The sequence below is a fragment of the Moritella sp. PE36 genome (genome assembly GCF_000170855.1).
Taxonomy (GTDB): Bacteria; Pseudomonadota; Gammaproteobacteria; order Enterobacterales; family Moritellaceae; genus Moritella.
Map to the genome: position 1 here is coordinate 97287 of NZ_ABCQ01000004.1, position 25830 is coordinate 123116.

Below are 25830 nucleotides of genomic sequence, written 5' to 3' on the forward strand. Positions count from 1 at the left end.
ATCTACAGAGTACAACGGCTAATACAGCCCATCATACGTCTTTATTTTAATTAATTATTAATCCAGAGTATCAACATTTAACTAAATTGCAACAATCAAAAAACTCCTTATTTATTCATACTTTAACCCGACTAATTATAGCTATACTGCTTATCTGTATACCATGAATAAAATGTACTCATCACTATTTAGCTCATTTAACAAGGAACGTAAAATGAAACTAATACCAGCATGTTTAGTGCTAACCACCCTTTTTACAGGTACTGCGTTTGCGAATAATTTTTATACCCCAGTTAGTTATCGTTATTACCAACTCAATTACACGGAGATAACAACAGAGGATGTGGATGATCCATTACAAACCTACAACTTCAATATGACTAACTTGCTCAGCCCTTATCTCTTTAGCCGAACAAATATCAGTTATTTAAGCAGAGAAACAACTATTGATGAACACAATGCCATCAATACAACATCGATGCAGGCTATATTAAATATGGGCACACGCTTAGTGCTTCATCCTAAATTGGATCTGACTGTTGAAAGTGGTGCCATCTATGAATTCGGCAAAGAAGTCGAAATTAAATCAGGTTCAACAAGCATTACCAACGATGATTTTGATCACGAAATAGGCTTTAATGCCGCTATTGGGCTAGCAATGCATTTTAGCCATCAACTTGAATTTATTGTCGATGCTGCTTACATCGATATCGGTGATGAGTCTGAAATAGAATATAGTGCGGAGTTGGTTGCTCATGTTTTACCTAATTTAGCGTTAGTCGCCAATGGTGTAAAATATGACGACAGCATCGGTGTCGGTTTTGGTTTTGGTTTACAGTTTGATTTTTAATAACTCGCGGTGATCTATTGCAGCGATTAAGATGACTTAACCGTTGCAGAATATAATCGATATCGTCGCACTTGCTGATGTTCTGCTTCATAATAATATTCGTTAAGAAACTCTGCCCCACAACTTTCAATGACTTTACGCGAAGCAATATTAGCCGGGTCACAGCTTATTATCACGTCATTATTCAGTGCGGTCTTTTGAATATTGGATAACATAAACTGAGCGATCCCTTTACCTCTCGCAGACGATCTCGTTTCATATCCTATATGGCCGATTACATTTTCGATATAATCATTCCCCCCCAGCCTCACACGTATGGAACCAAGAATAACGCCATTATCAATACAGAAATAGGTCGTTATAGGCGTCCAGCCTTTCGGTAATTGTTCGCCTCGCGCGTAAGCAATGCGCTTTTTAAGGTAACCTTCATAATGACTAAAGATAAACTCATAAAGCACGATACCGTCAGCGACACATTCATCAACATAGGATTTAAAAGCGCTTAAGTGTTCTATGTTGGCAAGTTCAATTTTCATGCATAACCTTTAAGAACGATTTCACGTCATCTGTAACCAAGGGTCTAACAAGTCGCGTAACCTCCAGCCCGTCTTTTAATAATATTAACGTTGGCCAAAGTTTAACTCGAAACCGACGACCCAGTATTTTACCTTTGCCATCAACTATTTTGATAAGAGGCAACGCAGGATACTCCACCAGCACTGCTTTAACAACGGGCTCCGCGGCCTGACAGTGCCCACACCAAGATGCGCCGAATTCAAGAATCGCATAACCCGCCCATGCTTCTACATCTGTAATGGTTGGCGCATCCTCACGGTAATCTGGGTTAAAATCGGGATAGCTAGTTGTCATATCGAATTCCATTGTAAAATTAACTAAAGTGACGCCATTTCGTTGTAGGGTATTTTGCTTTACCGTCGTGAATCCGCGATGCTCGAAGAACGGCTTAGCAATCAATGATGCTTCAACATATAAACGTTGTATATCTCTGATTCGAGCTTCTGCAAGCAAATGTTCATAAAGTGCTGATGCGACGCCCATCCCCTGAAAGCTAGGGTGTGTATAGGTACAATCAATGTGACCATCGGCGTCCAGCTCGATAAAACCAGCGACCTGACCATCTATTATTGCCACCAACGGTCTTTTTACTTTTAATCGCTTGGACCACGTAGCATAATCAGGGGGCGTTGGTGCCCAAGCTTCTTTCTGTTCAGGTGTATATACGGTAGGATCTATGGCGTGAACGGATTGATAAAACAAGTCCGTTATCTCAGCATCCCATTCGTTAGAGTATGATTTAATTTCCATAATGTGCATTATAACTAATATGTAGTAACTATCAGATTAAATTAAATCATTTATCAGCCATCTTTGTAAAGCAGAGCTAGGCGCTTTTAAGAAACTCAATGGCTTGAGGCTGTTGCTCTAGCGTAAAGCACTGCATATCAATATTTCTAAATATCTTGTCTTCAATATTAACAATATTTTCTATCCACTTTTTATCCGTTAATATAGCCACCTTGTCTATATTGGCAATACCCACATCAAAAAGATATTTAAACTCTTCAATCAATGCAGCGAGTTCAACGCCTTTAAAAGAATCAATTTTTTCGAGAAGCACAATACTGCCGTGACGTTCAATCTTTTCTTTTGCCGCATTAAGGACTAAAGACATATCGCTTTCCGTTATTTTTCCAGACATTTGAAATGCAATTGCATTATCAATCTCGATATCTATCATTTCAATCATATCCATCTCCTTGTAAATAAAAAGCCTTACCCCTACCCCATTATAACAACGGATTCAGAGTAAGGCTTCTTGGTAGGACATGCTGTTAGTAGTACTGTTGTAGTAGCGACTAGCTTAGTGCGATAAGATCTGGTCTAAGAACATTTTTAGACGATCTGATTGCGGATTATCAAAGAACTCATGCGGTTCATTTTCTTCAATAATTTGCCCTGCATCCATAAAGATAACGCGGTCTGCCACTTTCTTAGCAAAGCCCATTTCGTGGGTTACACAAATCATGGTAATACCTTCATCAGCAAGCTCAACCATTACGTCTAACACTTCTGATACCATTTCTGGATCCAGTGCCGATGTCGGTTCATCAAACAGCATGATTTCAGGGTTAATACACAGGCAACGGGCAATCGCTACACGTTGCTGCTGACCACCAGATAGTTGATTAGGGAACTTATGCGCTTGGTCGGCAATCTTTACACGCTCTAGATATTCCATCGCGGTTTTAATTGCCTCATGACGTGGTTTATTATGCACCCATATTGGCGCTAATAACAAGTTCTCCAATACAGTAAGATGCGGGAACAAATTAAAATGTTGGAATACCATCCCTACTTGCGAGCGGATATGACGTACGACTTTTACATCATCAATCAGGTTAGTGCCGTTAATACTGATAGAACCTTCTTGAAACTTTTCAAGATGATTTAGACAACGAATAGTGGTTGATTTACCCGACCCTGATGGGCCACAGATAACCACTTTTTCACCTTTTTTAATATTTAAATTAATGTCTTTAAGTACGTGAAAATCGCCATACCATTTGTTAACGCCTTTCATGCTGATCATATAATCTTGTTCTGCCATGATATTTCCTTATACCAATTACCTTACGTAAATGGTCAGTTTTAAGCTGTAAAATTTACGGTAATTATTAATGATCGGTATTATATCTACGTTCGATCACGCGTGAGTATTGCGACATACTGAAACAGAATACCCAATAGATCATAGTAACAAATACATAACCTTCGATTTCAAAACCAAGCCAATTAGTATCACTGTTTGTCAGCGTAACCATAGCCAGGATGTCGAATAAACCGATGATTAATACCAGCGTGGTATCTTTAAATAACGAGATAAATGAACCAACCAGATTCGGTATCGAGATCTTTAACGCCTGTGGCAAAATAATCAAGATCATGCCCTGCCAATACGTTAAGCCTAATGACTCACTCGCTTCATACTGGCCTTTCGGAATGGCTTGTAAACCACCACGAATAACCTCGGCAATATAAGCCGCTTGGAACAGCGTGATACCAATTAACGCCCGTAATAATTTATCAAAATCGATGCCATCACTAAAGAACAGCGGCAATACTACCGACGCCATAAATAAGATAGTAATAAGTGGTACACCACGAATAAATTCAATAAAACCAATACACAGGAATTTCACAATCGGCATATTGTCAGACTGACGACCAAGTGCTAATAAAATACCAATTGGGAACGAAGCAATAATACCGACTGCAGCAACTAAAATGGTCAGCATTAAACCACCCCATTTTTCAGTGCCAACGACTTCAAGACCAAACCAACCACCGCTAATTAAGACAAAGCAGACGAATGGAAACAGTAACATGATCACTAATTTCACTTTGATATTCTTGAGACGTGGTACCAAAAATACAAATGCTAAGCTGATCACAGCGACTAAATTAGGACGCCAATGTAAGGATTCAGGATAAAATCCATACATAAACTGGTCAAACTTCTCGATGATAAAGATCCAACGAGCGCCTTCTTTTACAACTTCCTCTTTAGTACCACTCCAGGTCGCATCAAAGATCATCCAATCCAACAGCGGTGGTATCGTCGTATAGATAAAATAGAACCCAAGCAAGGTTAACAGTGTATTGGGAATAGTAGAAAATAAATTCTCTCGTAACCAGAATACAAGCCCCTTACTGGTTGAAGGTGCAGATTTGGCCTCTTTCATTGTATAAACAGCCATATTATCTTCCTTTAATTTCCATTCTTGCATTAACCCAGTTCAGCAGCAGTGAAATAACAATACTGAAAACAAGATATACCGCCATCGTCATTAAAATGATCTCAATTGCCTGTCCAACTTGGTTAAGCGTGGTACCAGAGAACAAGGTCACAATTTCTGGATAACCGATTGCGGTTGCCAGTGACGAGTTTTTCACGAGGTTAAGGTATTGGTTGATCACGGGAGGAATAATCACCCGTAATGCTTGCGGTAAAATAACTTTACGCAAGATCACATGCTCTTTTAAACCCAATGATTTTGCCGCTTCTTTTTGCCCTTGGGGTACAGCTTCAATCCCCGCACGCACTGCTTCTGCAATATAGGTCGCGGTATAGATACTTAACGCAAAAATCAACGCCAGTAACTCAGGAATAATGGTGATGCCACCTTTAAAGTTAAAGCCTTTCAATGCTGGATATTCAGCGCTGATTGGTTGCCCTGCAAGGAAAAACATTAACAATGGCGCACCAATCAACATACCAATGCTAACCCGAATAACAGGGAATTCTTCACCCGTTAAATCATGACGCTTATTCGCCCATTTAGACAGATACACGACGCTGATACAAGCAATCACAAACGCCACTAATATAGAGAAACTACCTGATTCAAAAATAGGATCCGGAATGATCAAACCACGGTTGTTAATAAAAATAGAGTCGAAATAAGAAAGACTTTGACGGGGGCTTGGTAGTGCCGCAAGTACCACGTTATACCAAAATAAAATCTGTAATAAAATGGGTATGTTACGGAATGTTTCAATATATACCAGAGACAATTTAGAGATTAAATAATTAGGCGATAAACGGCCAATACCAATCAATAACCCAAGACCCGAAGCTAGAATAATACCGATCACACCCACTAACATTGTATTTAATAAACCAACAATAAATACATCTAAAAAAGTCGAGCTGGTATCATCATAATGAATAAGCGATTGGCTGATACCAAAACCAGCAGTTTCACCTAAAAACGAAAAACCGGTTGTTATACCCCTTTTTGCTACATTATCAAACATGTTGTTAACGAAGTAAAAAAGGCATAAAACCACAACCACTAAGGAAAGCACTTGGAAAATAAGAGCGCGATTTTTGGGGCTGTTAAATAAACCGAGGGAAGTCGGAGGGAGTTTTGAATTATTCATAACAAAATAAACCTTTTAAAAAGGGGGCCAAGCCCCCGATATACCAAGGTCACTTCAACAAAACGTAATGCTGAGAAGGTGAAGTGACTAGGTATTAATTTATCGAATTGGCATTGCGTACATTAAGCCGCCTTTATTCCATAAATTATTGAGACCGCGGTCAATGTTAAGAGGTGAATTTTTACCTACGTTGTTATCGAACATTTCTTCATAGTTACCAACTTGCTTAACAATTTGGTAAGCCCAATCGGATTTAAGGCCTAAGTTTTCACCGGCTTTACCAGTCACGCCTAATAAACGTTTCACAGATGGGTTATTAGATTTTAATTGCTTATCAACATTGCTTGCTGTTACACCTAACTCTTCCGCTTCAAGTGTCGCAAATAAGCTCCAGCGTACCACGTTAAACCATGCATCATCGCCTTGACGAACTACTGGACCTAGTGGTTCTTTAGAAATGATATCAGGTAATACAATCGCTGATTTAGGATCATCTAATTTAATTCTTAAACCATATAACTGAGATGCATCCGATGTAACAGCGTCACAACGGCCTTTTTTGAATGCATCAATTGTTTGGCCTGATGTATCAAACGTAACCGCTTTATATTCCATGTTATTTGATTTGAAATAATCAGTTAAGTTAAGTTCTGTTGTGGTACCTGCTTGAATACAGAAAGAAGCACCATCAAGTTCTTTCGCTGACGTTACGCCAATTTCTTTTTTAACTAAGAAACCTTGACCGTCATAATAGTTCACACCCGCAAAGTTTAAACCCAGTGAAGTATCACGTGTTGCAGTCCAAGTTGACGCTCTAGATAAAAGATCAATTTCACCACTTTGTAACGCAGTGAAACGCTCTTTCGCTGTCAGTGGAATATATTTCACTTTCGATGCATCACCTAATACTGCGGCTGCAACTGAGCGACAAAAATCAACGTCGATACCTTTCCAAACGCCTTTTGAATCAGTCGCCGAGAAACCAGGGATCCCTGTAGAAACACCACAGTTTAATACGCCTTTTTTCATCACCTGCTCTAATGTAGCAGCATTAACTAAATTGGGTAGTGTTGATGCTAGACCTAGTATTAAAGCTATTTTTGTAACCTTCATATTAATTTCCTTGTCTATTTTTATTATTGTAAATATCAGTTTAAGAAGCCAAACAGCGACTTGAAAGAGTTATTTTTCTGAATCGGGAACACAAAATAATCATAAGGGAATTTTTCTACAACATCTACGAACCAACAACTGATTAACAAAAGCATTAACAACTATTTGACATTGATCACATAATTAACATAAAATCAACACAGCTAGTGTCGTTTCAAGTGAATAATACTTTATGGATATTCACTTTTAGTCTTTTCCCCGTATTTAATTCTATAATGAAAATTAATGTACTATAAACAATCGTGGTGTTTTGACATTGTAAGCTAAGCCAGCAACCATATATGTCACGTCTTCCCTGTCTGATTAAAACTACGCAGTGCACTAATAATAGGCTTGTTATTACGCGAATGCTTTAAAGCGACGTTATTTTATCTATGCTATTAATTAGGTTACCGATAACAAAGCTGAATACTCATCCGATCAGAAGGCATAGTATTTCGTTGCAGCTGTCACACTATAGAATAATAAAGGCAGGGTATATTCGATTTACAGCTTATCAAATAGAGGTATATTACGCTTTTCTCGAGATAATAAGCGGCAATGTGGTATTTATCTCAAGAGAAACAACTTTATTCTAGTGACAAAAGCAGCAGTAACATCAGATGACCAATTTCAAATAATGCTTACGCCCAAACGTCGCAAATAGCGTTGAACCGAAAAAGACTAAAAAGGGATTATGAGAAAAGGCATTTTTAACTGTCACTGCGCCATGAGAGATATCTTTGGTATGGATCGGCTGACTAGAACACCAGCTTAATTTGGCTTGTAGGGTTTGAGTATCATCCGGTACTTCAACACAAAAACGTTGTCCACGTTTCACATAGGTTACAAATTTCCCATCAGCATATAATTTATAATCTCGTGCCGCATCCAGTAGTTGTGCAGGTCTGTATATCCATAATTTCATTTCACATCGTCCTTAATGTAAAGCTTACTTTGGTGTATTGTGTTTTATCTTAACTAAGCAATGTCATCGCCAAGTATGAAATAAGTACTAATTACCCATTTATTTGTTGTTAAACGGGAAAATAGTACTTTTAAAATACGTATTTATATTAACCATTGCTGACAGTCTATTGCCACTCAAACAAGTAGCAATAATGCCAATTAGATTAAGGTTCTTGACGTGTACTTGCTAGTACGATCTCGCGGATACATACTTCTTGCGGTTGCGCATAAGCAAACTCAATCGAACGTGCAACATCATCAGGTGCAAGAATATTGCCCATGGTTTTCTTCCACTCTTCGTAGCCCGCTTTAATGTCTTCTGAAGTTGTGTGTGATAACAACTCAGTTTCAACAGCGCCAGGGGCAATCGTGATTACACGTACATCTGACATAGCGACTTCTTCACGTACATTTTCTGTGATAGCGTGCACCGCAAACTTAGTACCACAGTATGCCGCATGGCCGCCAAATGTTTTACGACCCGCAACTGAGCTAATGTTAATGATTGTACCTGTATTACGCGCTTTCATTGGCGCAAGCACTGCCTGCATGCCATTTAATAATGCAATCACATTAATATCGAACATGGTTTTGAATTCTTCAGCAGGTTGGGTATCAATTTGACCTAATAACATCATGCCTGCATTGTTAATCAATAAATCTGTTAGACCGTATAACGCTTCTGCTTTAGCCAGTGCAGCATGGAATTCGGCGTGAACAGTTAAGTCTACTTTTTCACACAAACAGTTTGGTAAATTTAGTGCTTCTAGTTTTTCAACACGACGAGCAACTAATAATAACGGGTGACCAGCCGCGCTTAAACGCTTCGCTGTAGCTTCACCAATACCTGAACTTGCACCTGTGATCACGACTAATTTTTTCATTATATACTCTCTATTTTTTATTATGCTTGATTATATTTAATATTAAACTGCAGCTATTTAGCTACATACTCAGTGGCTTCGACCGCAGCTATTAATGCGACTCCTAAGCACTCCTGAGTGGATGAAAGAGAGTATATAGCGTTGACCATTGTTGATATATACACAATAAAGAACATAACTGTTACGCATTAAGCTACAATGAAGTTAGTTTGAATTTATCCATATAGGTATAGCATGCAAAGTAGTTCTTCTCTTGCCGACATTCGCGCGTTTGTCACCATAGCCCAGCAAGGTAGCTTTACCAAAGCAGCGGAAGTATTACAGTCATCACGCGCGCATGTATCCCGTCAGCTAGCACAATTAGAACAGCAATTAGGTGTACAACTGATTGTCCGCACTACCCGCGCCCAACGTCTGACCCCGGTTGGAGAGCAATTCTTTCAACAATGCCTTACCTCATTGCAAACCATCAACCAAGCCGTGATCGCAGCCAAGGATGATACCGAGCAATTACAAGGGAGCATTTGTATTAACTGTGTGGGCGGCGTGATTGGCGAGGATATTCTAGCGAACATTATCAGTGAATTTAATTTACAGCACCCTGATATCGAGGTGGAACTGGACTTTAGCAGCCCACGGGTAGATTTAATTGCAGAAGCGTTTGATTTGGTCGTACGTATGGGTGAATTAGAAGACTCAGGGTTAGTGGCTCGAAAACTCACCGACATTAAAGTACAGGTATTGGCGAGTCCCGATTACCTTGCTAAACATGCTGCCATTACTCATCCAAAGGATCTAGAACAGCATAATTGCTTAACCGGCAGCATCAAACGCTGGCGCTTTCATCAAAAATCAGTGCAACACAATAACGCGCCAATACACGACATAGAGATCAACGTAAAAGGTAACTTTAGCTGTAAGAGTGGTCGCGCATTGATTAACGCAGCGAAGCATGGCAATGGTATTGTCCGGTTGCCTGAGCTGTATTGTGAAAATGAAATTAACGCGAATACCTTAGCACCCGCTTTAATCTCAGAACCTGATGAAGAACAATGGCATTCGCCTGATGTTCCCTTGTTTCTACTATATCACCGCAATCGTTATCAACCAGCCCGATTAAAGGTGCTGATTGATTTTATTTGCCAACGCTTCAGTCAATTATAAAGTTTTGGCAAAAATAAGCACTTTATAATGATAAAAATAGCGCTTTAAAAAACATAAATGTTCGAATTGGAACCACCAAACACTCATTCGAACATTGATGACTAAGATCAATTCATCAAAAAATATATTCGTCATACTTATAAGTAGTTAATTGACCAGAATATATGGATGAATTATGGGAAAATCAACCCGTTTCAATAGTGAAGTATTGATCATTGGTGGTGGCGCGACTGGCACCAGTATTATGCGCGATTGCGCATTACGTGGCATAACATGCATATTGCTGGATAAAGGGGATATTGCTTCAGGCACAACAGGCCGTAATCATGGCTTATTACATTCCGGCGCGCGTTATGCGGTCACTGACAGTGAGTCAGCGCGAGAATGCATTCAAGAAAACAAGATCCTCAAACATATCGCCAGTCACTGTATCGAAGATACCAGCGGGTTATTTATTACCTTGCCAGAAGATGACTTGGATTTTCAGGCTACCTTTGTTGACGCTTGCACAAGTGCCGGTATCAGTACCCAAAGACTCACACCTCAGCAAGCGATCGACCTTGAACCGAATGTAAATCGCAGTTTACTCGGTGCAGTCAAAGTCCCCGATGGCACCCTAGATCCTTTCCGCTTATGTGCGTCGAATGTATTAGATGCAAAAAACCATGGTGCAACACTACTTACCTATTCGATGGTGAAATCCTTGATCCGCATTGGCGATCGTATCATCGGCGCAAAATGCATTAACACCCGTACCAATGAACAGTTTGAAGTGTATGCCCAAGAAGTTATCAATGCAGCGGGGATTTGGGGGAAAAACATTTGCCACTACGCAGACCTCAACGTGCAAATGTTACCAGCTAAAGGGTCATTATTAGTATTCGAACACCGCATTAACGATCTGGTTATCAACCGTTGCCGTAAACCTGCCGATGCCGATATTTTAGTACCCGGAGATTCAATTTCGTTAATTGGCACCACTTCCGAAAAAATTGATTACAAAGATATCGACGCCCTCAAAATCAGTGAGAAAGAAGTTAATATCCTCATTGAAGAAGGGGCGAAATTGGCACCAATACTCGCACAAACCCGAGTGTTACGCGCTTATGCAGGCGTGCGTCCCCTCGTTGATGTAGGTGGTGGTGATGGCCGTAACATCAGTCGCGGTATTGTATTACTCGATCATCAACAACGTGATGGTTTAGCAGGCTTTAGCAGTATTCTGGGAGGCAAGTTAATGACCAGTCGCTTAATGGCTGAAATGACCACCGATCTTATTGCCGGAAAACTAGGTAATACCAGCAGCTGTAGCACCCATTTATACCCCCTGCCCGGTTCTGTTGTTAATAAAGAGAGTAAACCTCAAAAAACCGTCTTTACCACCAAAGCAGCAACGCATCGTCACGGTGAAACGGCCGTTGCCACCTTTGATCAAAGTACCAAAGGCAAGTCCATTGTCTGTGAATGTGAAATGGTATCTGTTGGTGAAATTGAATACGCAATCAAACAACTCGATGTCACCAATTTGGTTGATTTAAGACGACGTACTCGCTTAGGCATGGGCTCGTGCCAGGGTGAACTGTGTACCTATCGTGCTGCCAGTCTATTTTGTGATTTTGCCAACTGTAGCGGTCATGAATCAAGTAAATTATTAATGCAGTTTTTTGAAGAGCGCTGGAAAGGCATTAAACCCGTATTGTTCGGCGATGCACTGCGAGAAGCCGAGTTTACCTATTGGCTATATGAAGGTCTATTTGGTGCCACGGACATTAACAAGCTAGGCGAAAAACAAGCAGATAAGGAATATTATGAAATTTGATAGCATCATTATTGGCGGTGGTATTGCCGGTTATACCGCAGGGTTACGTAGCCTCGAAGCTGGATTAAAAACAGCTATCATTTCCAATGGTCAAAGCGCCCTGCACTTTTCATCAGGCTCTATCGATCTGCTTTCACATACGCCGACTGGCAAGGTTATTCGCAATCCGGCAACGATATTTAATAAATTTACCAATGAATTTCCTGACCACCCATATAGCAAGGTGGGTAAAGAGACCGTATTTGAATCTCTTGAGTGGTATAAAAATTTACTGACCACTGCTGGTATTCCATTAACGCAACAAGACAACGGTGATAACCATCTACGCATCACCCCGCTGGGGACGTTAAAATCAACATGGTTATCGCAACCTTATGTACAACAACTACCAATGCGACTAACGGAACATGCCATCACCCGTATTGTGGTCGTACAAATTAATGACTTCCGTGATTTTAATGCCAAGATGATCACCGATAATTTGCTCCAAATCCCCGAATTTAAAAATGTAGAAATAACGCATACCAACATTTCAATTGATGGGTTCTCCGGGCTGAAACGTAATGCTTGTGAGCTGCGCTCGATTGATATTGCGCGTATTTTAAGTAACGAAAATGAAGTCGAGGCGTTAGCGGCTAAGCTGAAAGCTATCGCCACACCCAATGACCTGGTGATCCTACCAGCCATCACAGGCGATGGCATGGGGTTGTCGGTCCTTAACAAATTACATGCATTAACCAATTTAACCTTCCATGAAGTACCGACTATGCCACCGTCAATGCTGGGGATCCGCCTTGAAGAAACCATGATTGATTTATTTATCAAGGCAGGCGGCATGCTGTTAAAAGGCGACCAAGTCACGCATGGCGATATGGTCGAAGACGATAGCTGTCATAATAGTAATGGCGAACTAACCCTTAAACGTATTTACACTCGTAATTTAGAAAGCATGCCATTAACTGCAGATAACTATATCTTCGCATCCGGTAGCTTTTTTAATAAAGGGCTAATTGCTCACCATGACAAATTACAAGAGCCAGTATTCAACTTAGACATGAACAGCACTCAAGCGCGTAATGCATGGTATAACCCGCAATTTTTTTCCGCTAACTCGCAACCATTTTTATCATTAGGCATCAAAACCAATCACAAATTCAATCCCATGTTAGCGGGGAAAGTGGTAAATAACCTGTTCTGCGCAGGGTCAAATTTAGGCGGTTACGATCCAATCGCTCAAGGCTGTGGCAGTGGTGTTGCGATTAGTACCGGCTATCACGCAGCCAATCAACTCTTACAACACACGAAAAATAGTCACTCGAAACACCTCACTAGCGACAGTCTGGCATAAGGAAGAAACACAATGGATTTAGTATCAACACGTTTTGAAAAATGCATTAAGTGTACCATCTGCACCGTGTATTGCCCTGTTGCCAAAGCCAACCCGAATTACCCAGGGCCAAAAGAATCAGGCCCCGATGGGGAGCGATTGAGAATAAAAAGTCCTGAGTATTACGACGAAGCATTAAAACTCTGCACTAACTGTAAACGTTGTGAAACAGCTTGCCCGTCCAACGTCAATGTCGGTGACATTATTGCGGTTGCGCGCGGCAAGTTTGAGAAGAAAAAACTTAATCCTAAATTAATGCGTGATTATATTTTAAGTCACACCGATTTATTCGGCACATTATCGACACCCATTGCGCCTTTGGTTAATAAGATCACTGACTCGAAAATCATCAAAACCATCATGGATAAAACCATCGCGATTGATAGGCACAAATCGTTACCTAAATATTCATTTGGTTCGTTTAGACATTGGTATAAAAAACAAGCCAATACCCAAGCACAGTTTGAACGTCAGATCAGTTATTTCCATGGCTGTTATGTTAATTACAACAACCCTCAGTTAGGTAAAGATTTAGTTAAACTGTTAAATGCCATGAATATCGGCGTTAAATTATTGAAGAAAGAGAAATGTTGTGGCGTACCGCTGATCGCCAATGGTTTTCATGACAAAGCGCGTAAAAATGCACAATTTAATGTTAAACACATGACCGAGGCTGTCGAGCAATTCAATACCCCGATCCTATCGACGTCATCAACGTGTTCATTGACCTTGAAACAAGAATACCCACATGTATTAAATGTTGATAATAGCAAGATCACCCATAAGCTTGAGTTCATCACGCCATTTTTATTACGCGAGTTTATGAACGGTAATATGCCAACATTAAAACCCGTGAATAAAACCATCGTCTACCATACGCCGTGTCATTTAGAGCGCAGTGGCTTAGCTATATTTACGATTGAACTGTTACGTACTATCCCTGGTTTAAAGGTTATTGTACTCAACAGTGAATGCTGTGGTTCGGCAGGCACTTATGGTTTTAAGAAAGAAAACTACGAGGTGTCGATGAAGATAGGTAAAGGTTTGTTTGAACAGATTAAACAGGCCAACGCTGACTTTGCTATTACCGATTGTGAAACCTGCAAATGGCAAATTGACGAAAATACGGACTTAGAAACTATCCATCCGGTGAGTTTATTAGCGCAATGCTTAACGGACTAGTAACTAAAAGGACGTCTGATCCTTATTTATTGTAAATAGTTTTCTGTAAATCATTTACTGTAAATAAAGAGTTGACGTCCTTTAAGTATTACTGAAGCTTAACGATTAATCGTTAAATGAACGTACAATCCAAGCGCGGAACATACGGCCTTTCAATTTACCTTTACCAATTTTCTGTACCGCAGCTTTAGCCACTTTAGTATCAACAGCAACATACGCACAGTTATCAAACAGTTGAATTTTACCAACTAGTTTACCATCAATGCCATCTTTACCCGTTAGAGCGCCTAAAATGTCACCCGCACGTACTTTCTGCTTTTTACCACCATCAATACGGATACATTCCATCGGTGGCATCATTGGTGATTCATTGAGGACACTCATCGGTGGTAATGCTTCTGGCGTGATCATACCAAAACGATCTTCTAATAACGCAACTTGGTATGCTTCTTTCTCATCAAATATAGTGTAAGCCATACCTTTACTGCCAGCACGGCCAGTACGCCCGATACGGTGAACGTGTATTTCACTGTCATGAGAAACTTGGAAGTTAATCACGGCGTCTAAAGATTCGATATCCAGACCACGTGATGCAACATCAGTCGCTACCATGACCGAAATACTCTTATTAGAAAAACGCACTAACGCTTGGTCACGATCACGTTGTTCTAAGTCACCGTGCAGTGCAATAACACTAAAGCCAAAATGACCTAATTCATCAGCAACATCTTGTACGTCTTTCTTGGTATTACAGAAGATAACCGTTGATTCAGGTTTGTGCTGTAGTAATAAGCCACGTACTGTATCTAAACGCTCACCAAAGTTTTTTACTTTATAGAAATGTTGTTTAATGGTGCTGTCATCGTGCGTTGACGCAACTTCAACCATTTCAGGGTTGTTCATTATTTTCGCTGCAATCGCTTGGATTTTTTTCGGGAACGTAGCACTAAATAATAATGTTTGACGATCACTCGGTGCTTTCTCAACAATCGCGTCTAGTGCGTCTTGGAAACCCATTTCTAACATACGATCCGCTTCATCCAGCACAAATGTTGTTAGATTATCTAATCGTAACGTGCCTTTCGTTAAGTGATCTAATACGCGACCAGGGGTACCAACAATAATATGTGCGCCGTGTTCTAATGAACCGATTTGTGGGCCAAATGGCATACCACCACACAATGTAAGTACTTTAATGTTATGAATACCACGTGCTAGTTTACGAATTTCTTTCGCTACTTGATCAGCAAGTTCACGGGTAGGACAAAGAACTAACGTTTGAATACGGAAACGTTCAACGTCTAAACGCTGAAGTAAACCTAAACCAAAAGCAGCTGTTTTACCTGAACCTGTTTTACCTTGGCCAATGACATCTTTACCTTCAAGAATACTCGGTAAGCTTTGTGCTTGGATAGGTGTCATTTCGGTATAACCGAGAGTATCCAGATTAGAAACAAGTTCTGGACGTAAATTTAGAGAAGAAAAATTAGTTTGGCTCACAGGACATACCTTAAATAAATAGGAGATAAAACAAAAAGGGCAAGCTCCGAAGAACATGCCCTTTATACTTAAACGTTTCGATTTATCATCAATTCATTTAAGTTAAACAATCTTAGTGACTATTAATTCAAAGAATTAAAGTACTACGATGTTTTCCGCTTGAGGACCTTTTTGGCCATCAGTAACGTTGAATTCAACTTTTTGGTTTTCTAAAAGTGTACGGAAACCGTCACTTTCGATAGCGCTGAAGTGAGCGAACACGTCAGGGCCGTTTTCTTGTTGAATGAAACCGAAACCTTTAGTTTCGTTGAACCATTTTACTGTACCAGTAATTTTAGACATAATTGTAATCCTATTATGATAGTAATTTAAGTGGCATACGCCGGTGTTGCTGGAAGTGTTACTACTTACTTATGATCAAACAGGACGAGGTACTATAAAAACTTCGAAATGGAATTCATTCATAAAACTAACCTTAAAGCTGCGGCCAATTATATAGACTTCAGGTTTAGTGTCAACAGGGTTATTTCTAATTAATGCGTATAAACAACTATAATTAACTAGTTTGCACTTGAGCAGCCTATCATGTACCCTGCAGCACCGCTGTTATACTAAGCACTAGCGCATCATCGTCGCGTATAGGTAGTAGTAGCACATAAATAGCAACCACATAAATAAAGAGACACTATATGAGTTTTACCGACCTCGGTTTATCCGCTCCAATCCTAAAAGCTGTAGCAGAAAAAGGCTACGACACACCATCGGCAATTCAAGCGCAAGCAATACCAGCTGTATTGTCAGGTAGGGATGTAATGGCTGCGGCACAAACAGGGACAGGTAAAACAGCTGGTTTTACTCTACCTATTTTAGAAATACTAAGCCAAGGCCCGCGCCCACGTGCCAATCAAGCACGTACATTAATCTTAACGCCAACTCGCGAACTCGCAGCACAGATTGCAGAAAACATTGAAGTTTATAGCAAACATTTACGTTTAACTTCAACAGTGGTATTTGGTGGTGTTAAAATTAACCCGCAAATGACGCGTTTACGTCGTGGTGTTGACATATTGGTAGCAACGCCTGGCCGTTTACTAGATTTATATAATCAAAATGCGATTCGCTTTCACCAATTAGAGATTTTGGTATTAGATGAAGCAGATCGCATGCTGGACATGGGTTTCTTACGTGATATCCGTAAAATCCTTGCGGTACTACCACAAAAACGTCAAAACCTATTATTCTCAGCAACCTTTTCTGATGACATCCGTCAGCTTGCTAGGGGCTTAATCAATGATCCAGTTGAGATTTCAGTGACACCGCGTAATGCTGCCGCTAAATCGGTTGAACAATGGATGCACCCGGTTGATAAGAAGAAAAAAGCACTGCTGTTAACACACCTAATTAAAGAAAACGACTGGAAGCAAGTGTTGGTATTTACCAAAACTAAACACGGCGCGAACAAGTTAACCAAACATCTAGAAGAGCAAGGCATCAATGCTGCCGCTATTCACGGTAACAAGAGCCAAAGTGCACGTACTAAAGCACTAGCAAACTTCAAATCAGGTGAAGTAAGAGCACTTATTGCGACTGATATTGCCGCTCGTGGTATCGATATCGTGCAACTACCACAAGTCGTTAACTTCGATTTACCAAACGTACCAGAAGATTATGTTCACCGTATTGGTCGTACCGGTCGTGCTGGCTCTGAAGGTACTGCAATCTCATTAGTTTGTCATGACGAAATGAAAGAGCTGGTAGCAATTGAACAATTAACGCAAAAGCACCTTGAGCGTGTTGTTATAGACGGTTTTGCACCAATGGATTCATTCCCGACTACACCGGGTATTCGTCCACCTAAAGAGAAAAAGCCTAAGAAAGATCATCAAGATGGTCAACGTTCAGGTGAAAACTCACGTGGTCACAAACCGGCAAGTAAAAACCGTCGTCACACTGGTCCACGCAGTGAAGTAAATCCATCAGCAAACAAAGGCAATCGTCGTCGCCCTGCTGGTTCTGCAAATAACAGCAGCAATAATTAAGCGTTTATCTATAATAAGCGCGTAATTAAGTACGTGCTTATTTATAAATAATCTTATGCGCATTGTCTTTAGTAATCAAAGACGATGCGTTTTATTATCACTTCATTGACCCCTTCTCACCCCATTCTTAATTAATAATCTTCGATTCAATCAGCGATCAATTACTTTACATTTATTTAATCAAATAATCCCTGCTTAATATGATTATTCACGCCTTTATTTGCTAGAATATTCACTCTTCATTCAAGAGCGAAAAGTAAATGAAATTACAACAAATAGACAAAGTTCGTTACCGTAAACACTTAAATATGGCGAGTATTGTCGCGACAGCGGTGTTAATCGCGTTTGCATTATTTTATGGCCAAGTGTTAGTCCATTTTTTTGGCGGCGCTGACGAGAATAATTTTAAACTAAATTTAGCAGGCGTAATTCTGGGAGTGATTAGCTTGTTGGTAGCATTCAGGCTTATCCGCCGTCATCCCTATTTAATTGAAGTCATGTATGTCTGGGATTTAAAGCAAGCAAACAACAAAATTTACCGCAAGCTTCATCATATAAAATTAGCGTTAAGCGACAGTGACAATGCCAATATCGATGCCATCATCATCCTCAATTACTACTACGCGGCATCGAAGCAACAATACAATTTAGACAACAATACATTAACGATGGAAGGTTTAATGGCTGACATCGCTAAATTAGATAACCTCATCGCCGAAAAGAATTTAACCATTTCCCTTGATGACTACCAGCCAAGCTTATTAAAACAGTTTTAAAGCACATTTTGACAAGCGTATAAAAAACAGGCTCGGCTATCATTGCGCCTGTTTTTTAGAATAAAAACCCAAGATATTAGCCAAATATTCAATTTTTATAGCCTTAATACGAATTAATGATATAGATATTGAAAAAAACCCAGCAAATGCCGCCTTATAAGCCGCTATCTCTTTTTTGTTGCTAAAAAAACGTGATATACTCCGCGCGAATCTTTACATAAATAAATTATAGAGAACATAATGGCAGATTTATCCAAATACAGAAATATCGGTATCTTCGCTCACGTTGATGCTGGTAAAACAACAACGACTGAACGAATTTTGAAACTTACTGGTCAGATCCACAGAACTGGTGAAGTACATGACGGCGAATCAACTACGGATTTCATGGAACAGGAAGCTGAGCGCGGTATTACTATCCAATCAGCAGCTGTAACTTGTTTCTGGAATGAGCACCGTTTAAACGTTATTGATACTCCTGGACACGTTGACTTCACAGTAGAAGTTTACCGTTCACTTAAAGTACTTGACGGCGGTATCGGTGTATTCTGTGGTTCTGGTGGTGTTGAACCACAATCAGAAACTAACTGGCGTTATGCGAATGAATCACGAGTTGCACGTATCATCTTCGTAAACAAATTAGACCGTATGGGTGCTGATTTCTTACGCGTTGTTAAGCAAACTGAAGACGTACTTGGTGCTAACCCACTAGTGATGGTTTTACCAATCGGTATCGAAGACGATTTTGTTGGTATTGTTGACCTTCTTACTCGTAAAGCATACGTTTGGGATGATACAGGCGAAGCAGAAAACTTCGAAATCACTGATGTTCCAGCAGACATGGTTGAACTAGTAGAAGAATACCGTGAAAAGTTACTTGATACTGCTCTTGAGCAAGATGATGAGCTATTAGAAGCTTACATGGAAGGCAACGAGCCAGCTATGGAAGACATCAAACGTTGTATCCGTGCAGGTACTCGTACAATGGACTTCTTCCCAACTTACTGTGGTTCAGCATTTAAGAACAAGGGTGTTCAAAACATTCTTGACGCTGTTGTTGATTACCTACCAAGCCCAACAGATGTTGATCCTCAGCCGCTTACAGATGAAGAAGGCGAGCCAAACGGTAAATTTGCACTTGTATCAACTGAAGAAACATTCAAAGCGTTAGCATTTAAAATTTCAGATGACCGTTTTGGTGCCCTTACTTTCGTTCGTATCTACTCAGGTACGTTGAAAAAAGGTGATACGATCCTTAATGCTGCAACAGGTAAAACTGAGCGTGTAGGCCGTATGTGTGAAATGCAAGCGGATGAACGTAAAGAATTAGCATACGCACAAGCGGGTGATATTATCGCGATTGTTGGTATGAAAACTAACGTTCAAACAGGTCACACATTATGTGATCCTAAAAATCCTATCATTCTAGAAGCAATGGTATTCCCTGAACCAGTAATCTCTATCTCTGTAACACCTAAAGATAAAGGTTCAACTGAGAAAATGGGTATTGCGATCGGTAAAATGGTTGCTGAAGATCCAACATTTAAAGTTGAAACTGACCAAGATTCAGGTGAAACAATCCTTTCTGGTATGGGTGAACTTCACTTAGATATCAAAGTTGATATCCTTAAGCGTACCTACGGCGTTGAACTAGTTGTTGGTGCTCCGCAAGTTGCTTACCGTGAAACTATTACGCAAGAAATTGAAGATAGCTACACGCACAAGAAACAATCTGGTGGTAGTGGTCAATTCGGTAAAATCGATTACATCATCAAGCCAGGCGAACTGGGTGCTGGTTTCACGTTCAAATCTTCAGTTGTTGGTGGTAACGTACCTAAAGAATTCTGGCCTGCAGTTGAGAAAGGCTTCAAAGGCATGATGGATACTGGTGTTCTAGCTGGTTTCCCTATGATCGATGTTGAAATTGAACTACTTGACGGTGGCTTCCACGCAGTGGATTCATCAGCAGTAGCATTCGAACTTGCAGCACGTGGCGCGTTCCGTCAGTCTATCCCTAAAGCGGGTGCACAACTGATTGAACCTATCATGGCTGTTGACGTATTCACTCCAGACGATCACGTGGGTGATGTTATTGGTGACCTTAACCGTCGTCGTGGCATGATCAAAGATCAACTGGCTGGTGTTACTGGTGTTCGTATTAAAGCTGACGTACCTCTTTCAGAAATGTTTGGTTACATCGGTTCACTACGTACTATGACATCTGGTCGTGGTCAGTTCTCTATGGAGTTCTCACACTACAACCCTTGTCCAATGAACGTAGCTGAAGGCGTAATTGCTAAAGTTAAAGAAGAGAACGCTAAAAAATAAGTAATTATTTTTAGTTAATCTTCCTAACCCCAGTTATGTAAATAACTGGGGTTATTTTTTGCCTGAAAAACAACAACAACAACAACAACAACAACAACAACAACAACTCTAGCCCTCTTTTATCTCATCCTCTAGTATCTAATCTGTTATAAAAAACAGACAAAAAAAAGCACCAAGACCATCAGCCTTAGTGCTATTAATTGTGCTTATTAACTTAACCTAACAGCGTATTAACCGTTACTCGAAATGCCAGTAACCTAAGTTAACCCACTCAATCAACAATTCACCAAATACTTTATCTTCCATTAATACTTCAAGTTCTTTGGCTGTCTGCTCAGTGGTATTACATAACGTCTGTACACTTGCCGCAATGCTTGCGTCAAAGTCATAACGCTCGCCATCAATGAAACAGCTCGTCGGCATTTCTGGGAAATATAATGTTTTCAGTCCATTTACTTTACGCAAATAAGACTCCATACCAATTTCATCTACTACAATCGCGTAATCGGCAATGTAACCACCTTCAGGTACCAACAAATCTAATTCGTGTGCTGATTCACTGTAATGACGACCAAGGAAGTCATGCATAACACTTTTATCAGCCATTAATGATGTCATGATGTCTGTTAAACCTTGCACTTCGCCTGATTCAATAGAACCATGCTCTGCACGTGGTTGTAACTTAGGATCGCTATAACGAACAAACTCTTTATCTTGTTGTAATAAGTAATCACCAAAGTCGTTTAACAGTTCTTTTTGATCTTGCGCGCGGAAACCTACTGAGTAGTTAATCGCTTCGCCAACAGCATAACCTTCATGCGGTGCATAAGGTGGGATATATAAAATATCACCGGGTTCTAATACCGTATCAATAACGGCATCAAACGCTTCACAATGCTTCAACGCGCCGTTAGCAGCAAACTCTTGAGGATTCATATCCTGAGAACCAACACGCCAGTGACGCTTACCTTGGCCTTGTATTATAAATACGCAATAGCGATCGACATGCGGACCCACACCACCGGTATCAGAGCTGTAAGAAACCATTAAGTCATCAAAACGCCAGCTTGGAATAAAGTTAAACACATTCGCCAGTTCCGCGGAAGGATCATGCCAATGGTTAATCGCTTGCACTAGAATAGCTGCGCCCGGTTTTTCCAGACGATCAAATTCAGTGAAAGGACCACATTTAGCTTCCCACTTACCATCTTCAAGTGACACCATACGCGACGTCACGTCTTCTTCCATCGCTAAACCAGCAATTTCATCCGGGCTGATTGGATCGATAAAGTCCTTGAATCCAGCTTTAATTAACAGTGGTTTTTTCTGCCAATAATTTTGCATGAAGTCAGCAATATCAAGATTTAATTTATACATAGTCAACCCGCATTAAGTAATCGAAGTAATAGAGCGCGTATCATAGGTATTTTCGCGATAATAGCAACAAAAAAAGCCCCGCTTATATTAGGGAATATAAGAGAGGCTCCATTTAGTCCTGCTTGATTAGCCTGTTGAACTAAGCAGCCTCGGATACGTAGACATCGGGGAAGTAAACAGCCCGAATTAACTGAGATTTAATTTCATCGTTCAGTAATACATGCAATTCATACATAATGCTAATAATGCCACCACGCAAGTCATTCACTTTGGCAGCAAGTTGCGCCGATGATAAACCATCCGTTGCAAGTGTCGGATTGCTCGCGTGAGCCTTACCAACCAGTGTATTGCATTCGGCCAATTGTGCTGTAAACAGCGCCCAAGATTTGTTATTCATATCTAGTGCTTTACCAGCAGTTAATATAGGCACCCATTGGCTGACTCTGTCTTCTAGAGATACGCTCTTATCTTCATTATCAATCATGTCTGCATTATCAATATTATAAGCTTCAGCTTTAGCCGATAGATATGACGTTAAAGATGCAAATAGCGTTGTAATGCACGCATAGTACGCTACATAACACGCTGTGATGTCGGCATTGTTAATCGTTAAATCACGATATGCCAGCGCAGAGTCAAACTCACCTTGATAATCACTCACATTGATAATGCCAGCACCGCGGATATAGACCTTGCTATCCATCGTATTTTCGACAAATGGCACCGTATATTCCCAATCTCGAGTATCAGAGACTAAACGCTTAAAAGGGTATTTATTCTGCTCGAACCACTGCTCAATTGTTTTATTTTTCAGTCCATCAGTCAAACTTCGATTTGAGTGGTCACTATACTTCACCAGATCAAAAATTAGCTTTTTCGCTTGTTTCTCTGAAATTTTCATTCTTACGTTTAGCACTAACAACTCCTTCAATGCTGTTTAACGCCTTATCAACTGGCGTGCAGCTTAGTATTTTTTGGCATTTCATCATAAACTTTTTGTCAGTGTTTAATTTAAAAACCAGATAACAGATACTAAAAAGCCCCGTGGATATTACATAACATAATTTCCACAGGGCTGATTAACAAGCGCTAACATCGTGTTACAAAATAGCTAACACGCTAATTAAATTAACGACTCAAATTAAGCGTCACTGAACGTGCATCGCCTTCATTGACCGTCACAATATTAGAATTGATGTCATCATCTTTCGTCATCACATTCTCATCTTGAGAAAGCTTAGCGCTCACTTTAATCGATGGGAATTGTGACATTTTCATTTGTGCCATCATCGCATCGCTATCTGATAATGAGATAGTTAATGGGAATGTTGGGTCCGTGATACGTTTAACAGCCAGTGGTGCTTTAGGACCCGCAGCGGCTTGCACGTAGACATACAAGTAACCTTTAAGCTGCGCTTGGTCAGCAGTAATAGTGATCGTTACTTGCTCATTACCCGCAGACACTTGATTGCTAGCTGCAGCAGGACCCGTTGTTGTAGCAGGAGCGGTTGCAGTATCAGCTACTACAGGTGCAGTACCACCTTTCGCTGCAATCTGTTTTCTGGCGTATTCAATACTACCTTGGATCATTTTGATACGATCTGGCTGACCAGTAAGTAACGGTAACATACGTTGCCATTGCTCGATTGCGCCAAGGTAATCTTGGTTTTCTAACGCCATGAACGCAGAAGTCGATAATACTTCGATATCGTTAGGTTTCTCTTGTTTAAGCTCCATCAATATTTTACGGGCTAAGTTATTCTGTTCTGGATCATCACTGAGCATTAATGCTTGTGCATAACCGGTCACGATTGATGTGTTCAGCGGTGCTAGTTTGTAAGCACGGTCCATAGCAATAAATGCGGCGTTTGAATCACCTAATGCAACGTTTAAGCGACCCAGCAATAACCAACCAAATTCATTATCCGGTTCTTCCCTCATCTTGGTACTCAATGCCAGTTTAAAGTCTTTGATCTCTTGATCTGTGACTTTATCACCTTCATTCATCACGCGGTTTGTTAGCTCAGGTAAACGTGAATATACGTCTTGCCAGTTCACTACCTTTTCACGTGCGCCTAATGTCATATACACAGACACAGAGAAGACCACTAAGAATATAACACCAGCAAGCCAGATAAATGGTGAATTAGCGGTACTTACTGCCCTCACTTTCTCATCAACAACGTCATCTAATAGACCACGTTGCATTTCATCAATAAACTCTTCGCTTTTGTCTAACAACCCCTGATCTTCATCGTCAACCAATTCGCTAATACGACTTTTATACAGGTCTTTGTTTAGTTGGTCTCTTGTCGCGCCTGTTAACTTGTTCTCACCCGTAACAGGGATAACAAATGCCAGCGCGGCAACGATCACCAATACAATACTTACTATCCAAAATAACAACATGCTATTTCTCGCTATCCTTTAAAATTCTGGCCAAACGGTCTTTCTCCGCACCCGTTAACTCATCATCGCGTTCATCAGTTTCAACACTGACTTTACGACGACTGTTACGAACAATAATCAGACCACCAAATAATACAAATAAACCAGGACCAACCCATAAAATGGCAGTGCCTAAGGTTACTGGCGGTTTGTATAAAACAAAGTTGCCAAATCGATCAATCCAGTAAGTAACAATCTGATCTTCATTCTGACCTTCGGTCACCATATTATAGGTTTTTTGACGCATGTCTTTGGCAATTGAGGCATTTGAATCAGCAAGATTATTGTTTTGACATTTAGGGCAGCGTAACTCTGCCGTTAAGGTTCTAAACAGGGCTTCTTGTTCTTCAGTCTCAAAGTCATAGACATCAATGACCGCAGCAGCACTGAAACTGAACATTAAAGTCATTAATACGAATAATTTTTTCATTTTAAATCCTTATTTCAACTGCTCATAAACAGCTTTCAGCTCACCATTCCAATTACGCGGGTTGATATCCCCTACGTGCTTGAATTGAATAATGCCTTTGCTGTCGATAAAAAAGGTTTCAGGCGCGCCGTAAACACCCAGATCAAGACCTAACATGCCATCAGGATCAAAAAGACTGATCTTGTATGGGTTATCTAGTTCTTCTAACCATCTTAGCGCTTTTTTGCGATCGTCTTTGTAATTCATACCGACAATGTAAACACCGTCTTCAGCAAGTTCATTTAAGTACTTATGCTCGGCATAACAGGTTGGGCACCACGTTGCCCATACATTTAACAGCATAGGTTTACCTGACAATACACTTTTATCGTGCTGTAGCTCAGGTTCAACTAAATCGTTCAATGCAAACTCAGGAACAGGTCGACCAATAAAGGTCGACTCTAAAACGGTAGCGTCACGAAATAAGCCAATGTAAAGGAAAATAGACACACACAAAAATATGATCAAGGGTATGAGTCGTGTCATTAACTGTTTCTTTTTTTTCACATCATTAGTCATTA

24 protein-coding genes are annotated in these 25830 nt (G+C 40.3%); 8 read left to right on the plus strand and 16 right to left on the minus strand.

What is annotated here, in order from left to right; all coding sequences use genetic code 11:
* Positions 1-214 precede the first annotated feature (214 nt).
* Positions 215-850 (plus strand): hypothetical protein, encoded by a 636-nt coding sequence (locus PE36_RS04365; protein ID WP_157517754.1) that lies wholly within the window; start codon positions 215-217, stop codon positions 848-850.
* A gap of 26 nt (positions 851-876) precedes the next feature.
* Here the strand turns inward: PE36_RS04365 and PE36_RS04370 are convergent, their stop codons facing one another.
* From PE36_RS04370 to PE36_RS04415, 9 genes are all read right to left on the minus strand, one after another.
* Positions 877-1386, minus strand: coding sequence for a GNAT family N-acetyltransferase (locus PE36_RS04370; RefSeq protein ID WP_006030757.1), 510 nt, complete (start codon positions 1384-1386; stop codon positions 877-879).
* A complete protein-coding gene (locus PE36_RS24970) occupies positions 1376-2185 on the minus strand; it encodes a GNAT family N-acetyltransferase (RefSeq protein WP_006030758.1) in 810 nt (269 codons plus the stop codon). Before PE36_RS24970 ends, PE36_RS04370 begins: the two co-directional genes overlap by 11 nt.
* A gap of 67 nt (positions 2186-2252) precedes the next feature.
* A complete protein-coding gene (locus tag PE36_RS04385) occupies positions 2253-2618 on the minus strand; it encodes an STAS/SEC14 domain-containing protein (protein ID WP_043993913.1) in 366 nt (121 codons plus the stop codon).
* A gap of 114 nt (positions 2619-2732) precedes the next feature.
* Positions 2733-3479, minus strand: coding sequence for an amino acid ABC transporter ATP-binding protein (locus PE36_RS04390; protein WP_043993915.1), 747 nt, complete (start codon positions 3477-3479; stop codon positions 2733-2735).
* 67 nt (positions 3480-3546) lie between these two features.
* Complete coding sequence (locus PE36_RS04395) at positions 3547-4629, minus strand: amino acid ABC transporter permease (RefSeq protein ID WP_043993917.1); 1083 nt, start codon at positions 4627-4629, stop codon at positions 3547-3549.
* Position 4630: 1 nt separating this feature from the next.
* Positions 4631-5815, minus strand: coding sequence for an amino acid ABC transporter permease (locus PE36_RS04400; RefSeq protein ID WP_083797974.1), 1185 nt, complete (start codon positions 5813-5815; stop codon positions 4631-4633).
* Positions 5816-5914: 99 nt separating this feature from the next.
* Positions 5915-6928 carry an amino acid ABC transporter substrate-binding protein gene (locus PE36_RS04405; RefSeq protein ID WP_006030763.1) on the minus strand — a complete coding sequence of 338 codons (1014 nt, stop codon included), beginning with the start codon at positions 6926-6928 and terminating at the stop codon, positions 5915-5917.
* Between the two features lie 658 nt (positions 6929-7586).
* On the minus strand, positions 7587-7895 hold the full coding sequence (locus PE36_RS04410; protein ID WP_006030764.1) for a hypothetical protein: 309 nt from the start codon (positions 7893-7895) through the stop codon (positions 7587-7589).
* A gap of 205 nt (positions 7896-8100) precedes the next feature.
* Positions 8101-8820 (minus strand): SDR family oxidoreductase, encoded by a 720-nt coding sequence (locus tag PE36_RS04415; RefSeq protein ID WP_006030765.1) that lies wholly within the window; start codon positions 8818-8820, stop codon positions 8101-8103.
* 234 nt (positions 8821-9054) lie between these two features.
* On the opposite strand from PE36_RS04415, the gene PE36_RS04420 reads away from it, so the two are divergent.
* The 4 genes from PE36_RS04420 to glpC all read left to right on the plus strand — a co-directional run bounded on the left by PE36_RS04420 (position 9055) and on the right by glpC (position 14372).
* A complete protein-coding gene (locus PE36_RS04420; protein ID WP_006030766.1) occupies positions 9055-9984 on the plus strand; it encodes a LysR family transcriptional regulator in 930 nt (309 codons plus the stop codon).
* A gap of 175 nt (positions 9985-10159) precedes the next feature.
* On the plus strand, positions 10160-11803 hold the full coding sequence (glpA, locus tag PE36_RS04425) for an anaerobic glycerol-3-phosphate dehydrogenase subunit A (protein ID WP_006030768.1): 1644 nt from the start codon (positions 10160-10162) through the stop codon (positions 11801-11803).
* Positions 11793-13151, plus strand: a complete 1359-nt coding sequence (gene glpB / locus PE36_RS04430; RefSeq protein ID WP_006030769.1) for a glycerol-3-phosphate dehydrogenase subunit GlpB — start codon at positions 11793-11795, stop codon at positions 13149-13151. The genes glpA and glpB overlap by 11 nt, the downstream gene beginning before the upstream one ends.
* Positions 13152-13163: 12 nt before the next feature.
* Positions 13164-14372, plus strand: a complete 1209-nt coding sequence (glpC, locus tag PE36_RS04435) for an anaerobic glycerol-3-phosphate dehydrogenase subunit GlpC (RefSeq protein ID WP_006030770.1) — start codon at positions 13164-13166, stop codon at positions 14370-14372.
* Positions 14373-14477: 105 nt separating this feature from the next.
* Here glpC and dbpA read toward each other — a convergent pair whose 3' ends face one another.
* Positions 14478-15872, minus strand: a complete 1395-nt coding sequence (dbpA, locus tag PE36_RS04440) for an ATP-dependent RNA helicase DbpA (RefSeq protein ID WP_043993919.1) — start codon at positions 15870-15872, stop codon at positions 14478-14480.
* Positions 15873-16007: 135 nt separating this feature from the next.
* Positions 16008-16214: a cold-shock protein gene (locus PE36_RS04445; RefSeq protein WP_006030772.1), complete on the minus strand. Its 207-nt coding sequence runs from the start codon at positions 16212-16214 to the stop codon at positions 16008-16010.
* Positions 16215-16561: 347 nt separating this feature from the next.
* On the opposite strand from PE36_RS04445, the gene PE36_RS04450 reads away from it, so the two are divergent.
* The 3 genes from PE36_RS04450 (at position 16562) to fusA (ending at position 21015) form a co-directional block, all read left to right on the plus strand.
* Positions 16562-17911 carry a DEAD/DEAH box helicase gene (locus PE36_RS04450; protein ID WP_006030773.1) on the plus strand — a complete coding sequence of 450 codons (1350 nt, stop codon included), beginning with the start codon at positions 16562-16564 and terminating at the stop codon, positions 17909-17911.
* Between the two features lie 260 nt (positions 17912-18171).
* On the plus strand, positions 18172-18687 hold the full coding sequence (locus PE36_RS04455; RefSeq protein WP_006030774.1) for a DUF3087 family protein: 516 nt from the start codon (positions 18172-18174) through the stop codon (positions 18685-18687).
* 240 nt (positions 18688-18927) lie between these two features.
* A complete protein-coding gene (gene fusA, locus PE36_RS04460) occupies positions 18928-21015 on the plus strand; it encodes an elongation factor G (RefSeq protein ID WP_006030775.1) in 2088 nt (695 codons plus the stop codon).
* 237 nt (positions 21016-21252) lie between these two features.
* Here the strand turns inward: fusA and PE36_RS04465 are convergent, their stop codons facing one another.
* The 5 genes from PE36_RS04465 to PE36_RS04485 all read right to left on the minus strand — a co-directional run bounded on the left by PE36_RS04465 (position 21253) and on the right by PE36_RS04485 (position 25828).
* Complete coding sequence (locus PE36_RS04465) at positions 21253-22392, minus strand: cupin domain-containing protein (RefSeq protein WP_006030776.1); 1140 nt, start codon at positions 22390-22392, stop codon at positions 21253-21255.
* Positions 22393-22531: 139 nt separating this feature from the next.
* The gene (locus PE36_RS04470; protein ID WP_157517755.1) at positions 22532-23308 is read right to left on the minus strand and encodes a hypothetical protein; all 777 of its coding nucleotides are present in this window, start codon (positions 23306-23308) and stop codon (positions 22532-22534) included.
* A 212-nt stretch (positions 23309-23520) separates the two neighbouring features.
* Positions 23521-24801 (minus strand): c-type cytochrome biogenesis protein CcmI, encoded by a 1281-nt coding sequence (gene ccmI / locus PE36_RS04475; protein ID WP_006030778.1) that lies wholly within the window; start codon positions 24799-24801, stop codon positions 23521-23523.
* A 1-nt stretch (position 24802) separates the two neighbouring features.
* On the minus strand, positions 24803-25270 hold the full coding sequence (locus PE36_RS04480) for a cytochrome c-type biogenesis protein (RefSeq protein WP_006030779.1): 468 nt from the start codon (positions 25268-25270) through the stop codon (positions 24803-24805).
* A 9-nt stretch (positions 25271-25279) separates the two neighbouring features.
* Entirely contained in the window at positions 25280-25828 is a 549-nt protein-coding gene (locus PE36_RS04485; protein ID WP_006030780.1) for a DsbE family thiol:disulfide interchange protein, read from the minus strand.
* Between the last annotated feature and the right edge of the window lie 2 nt (positions 25829-25830).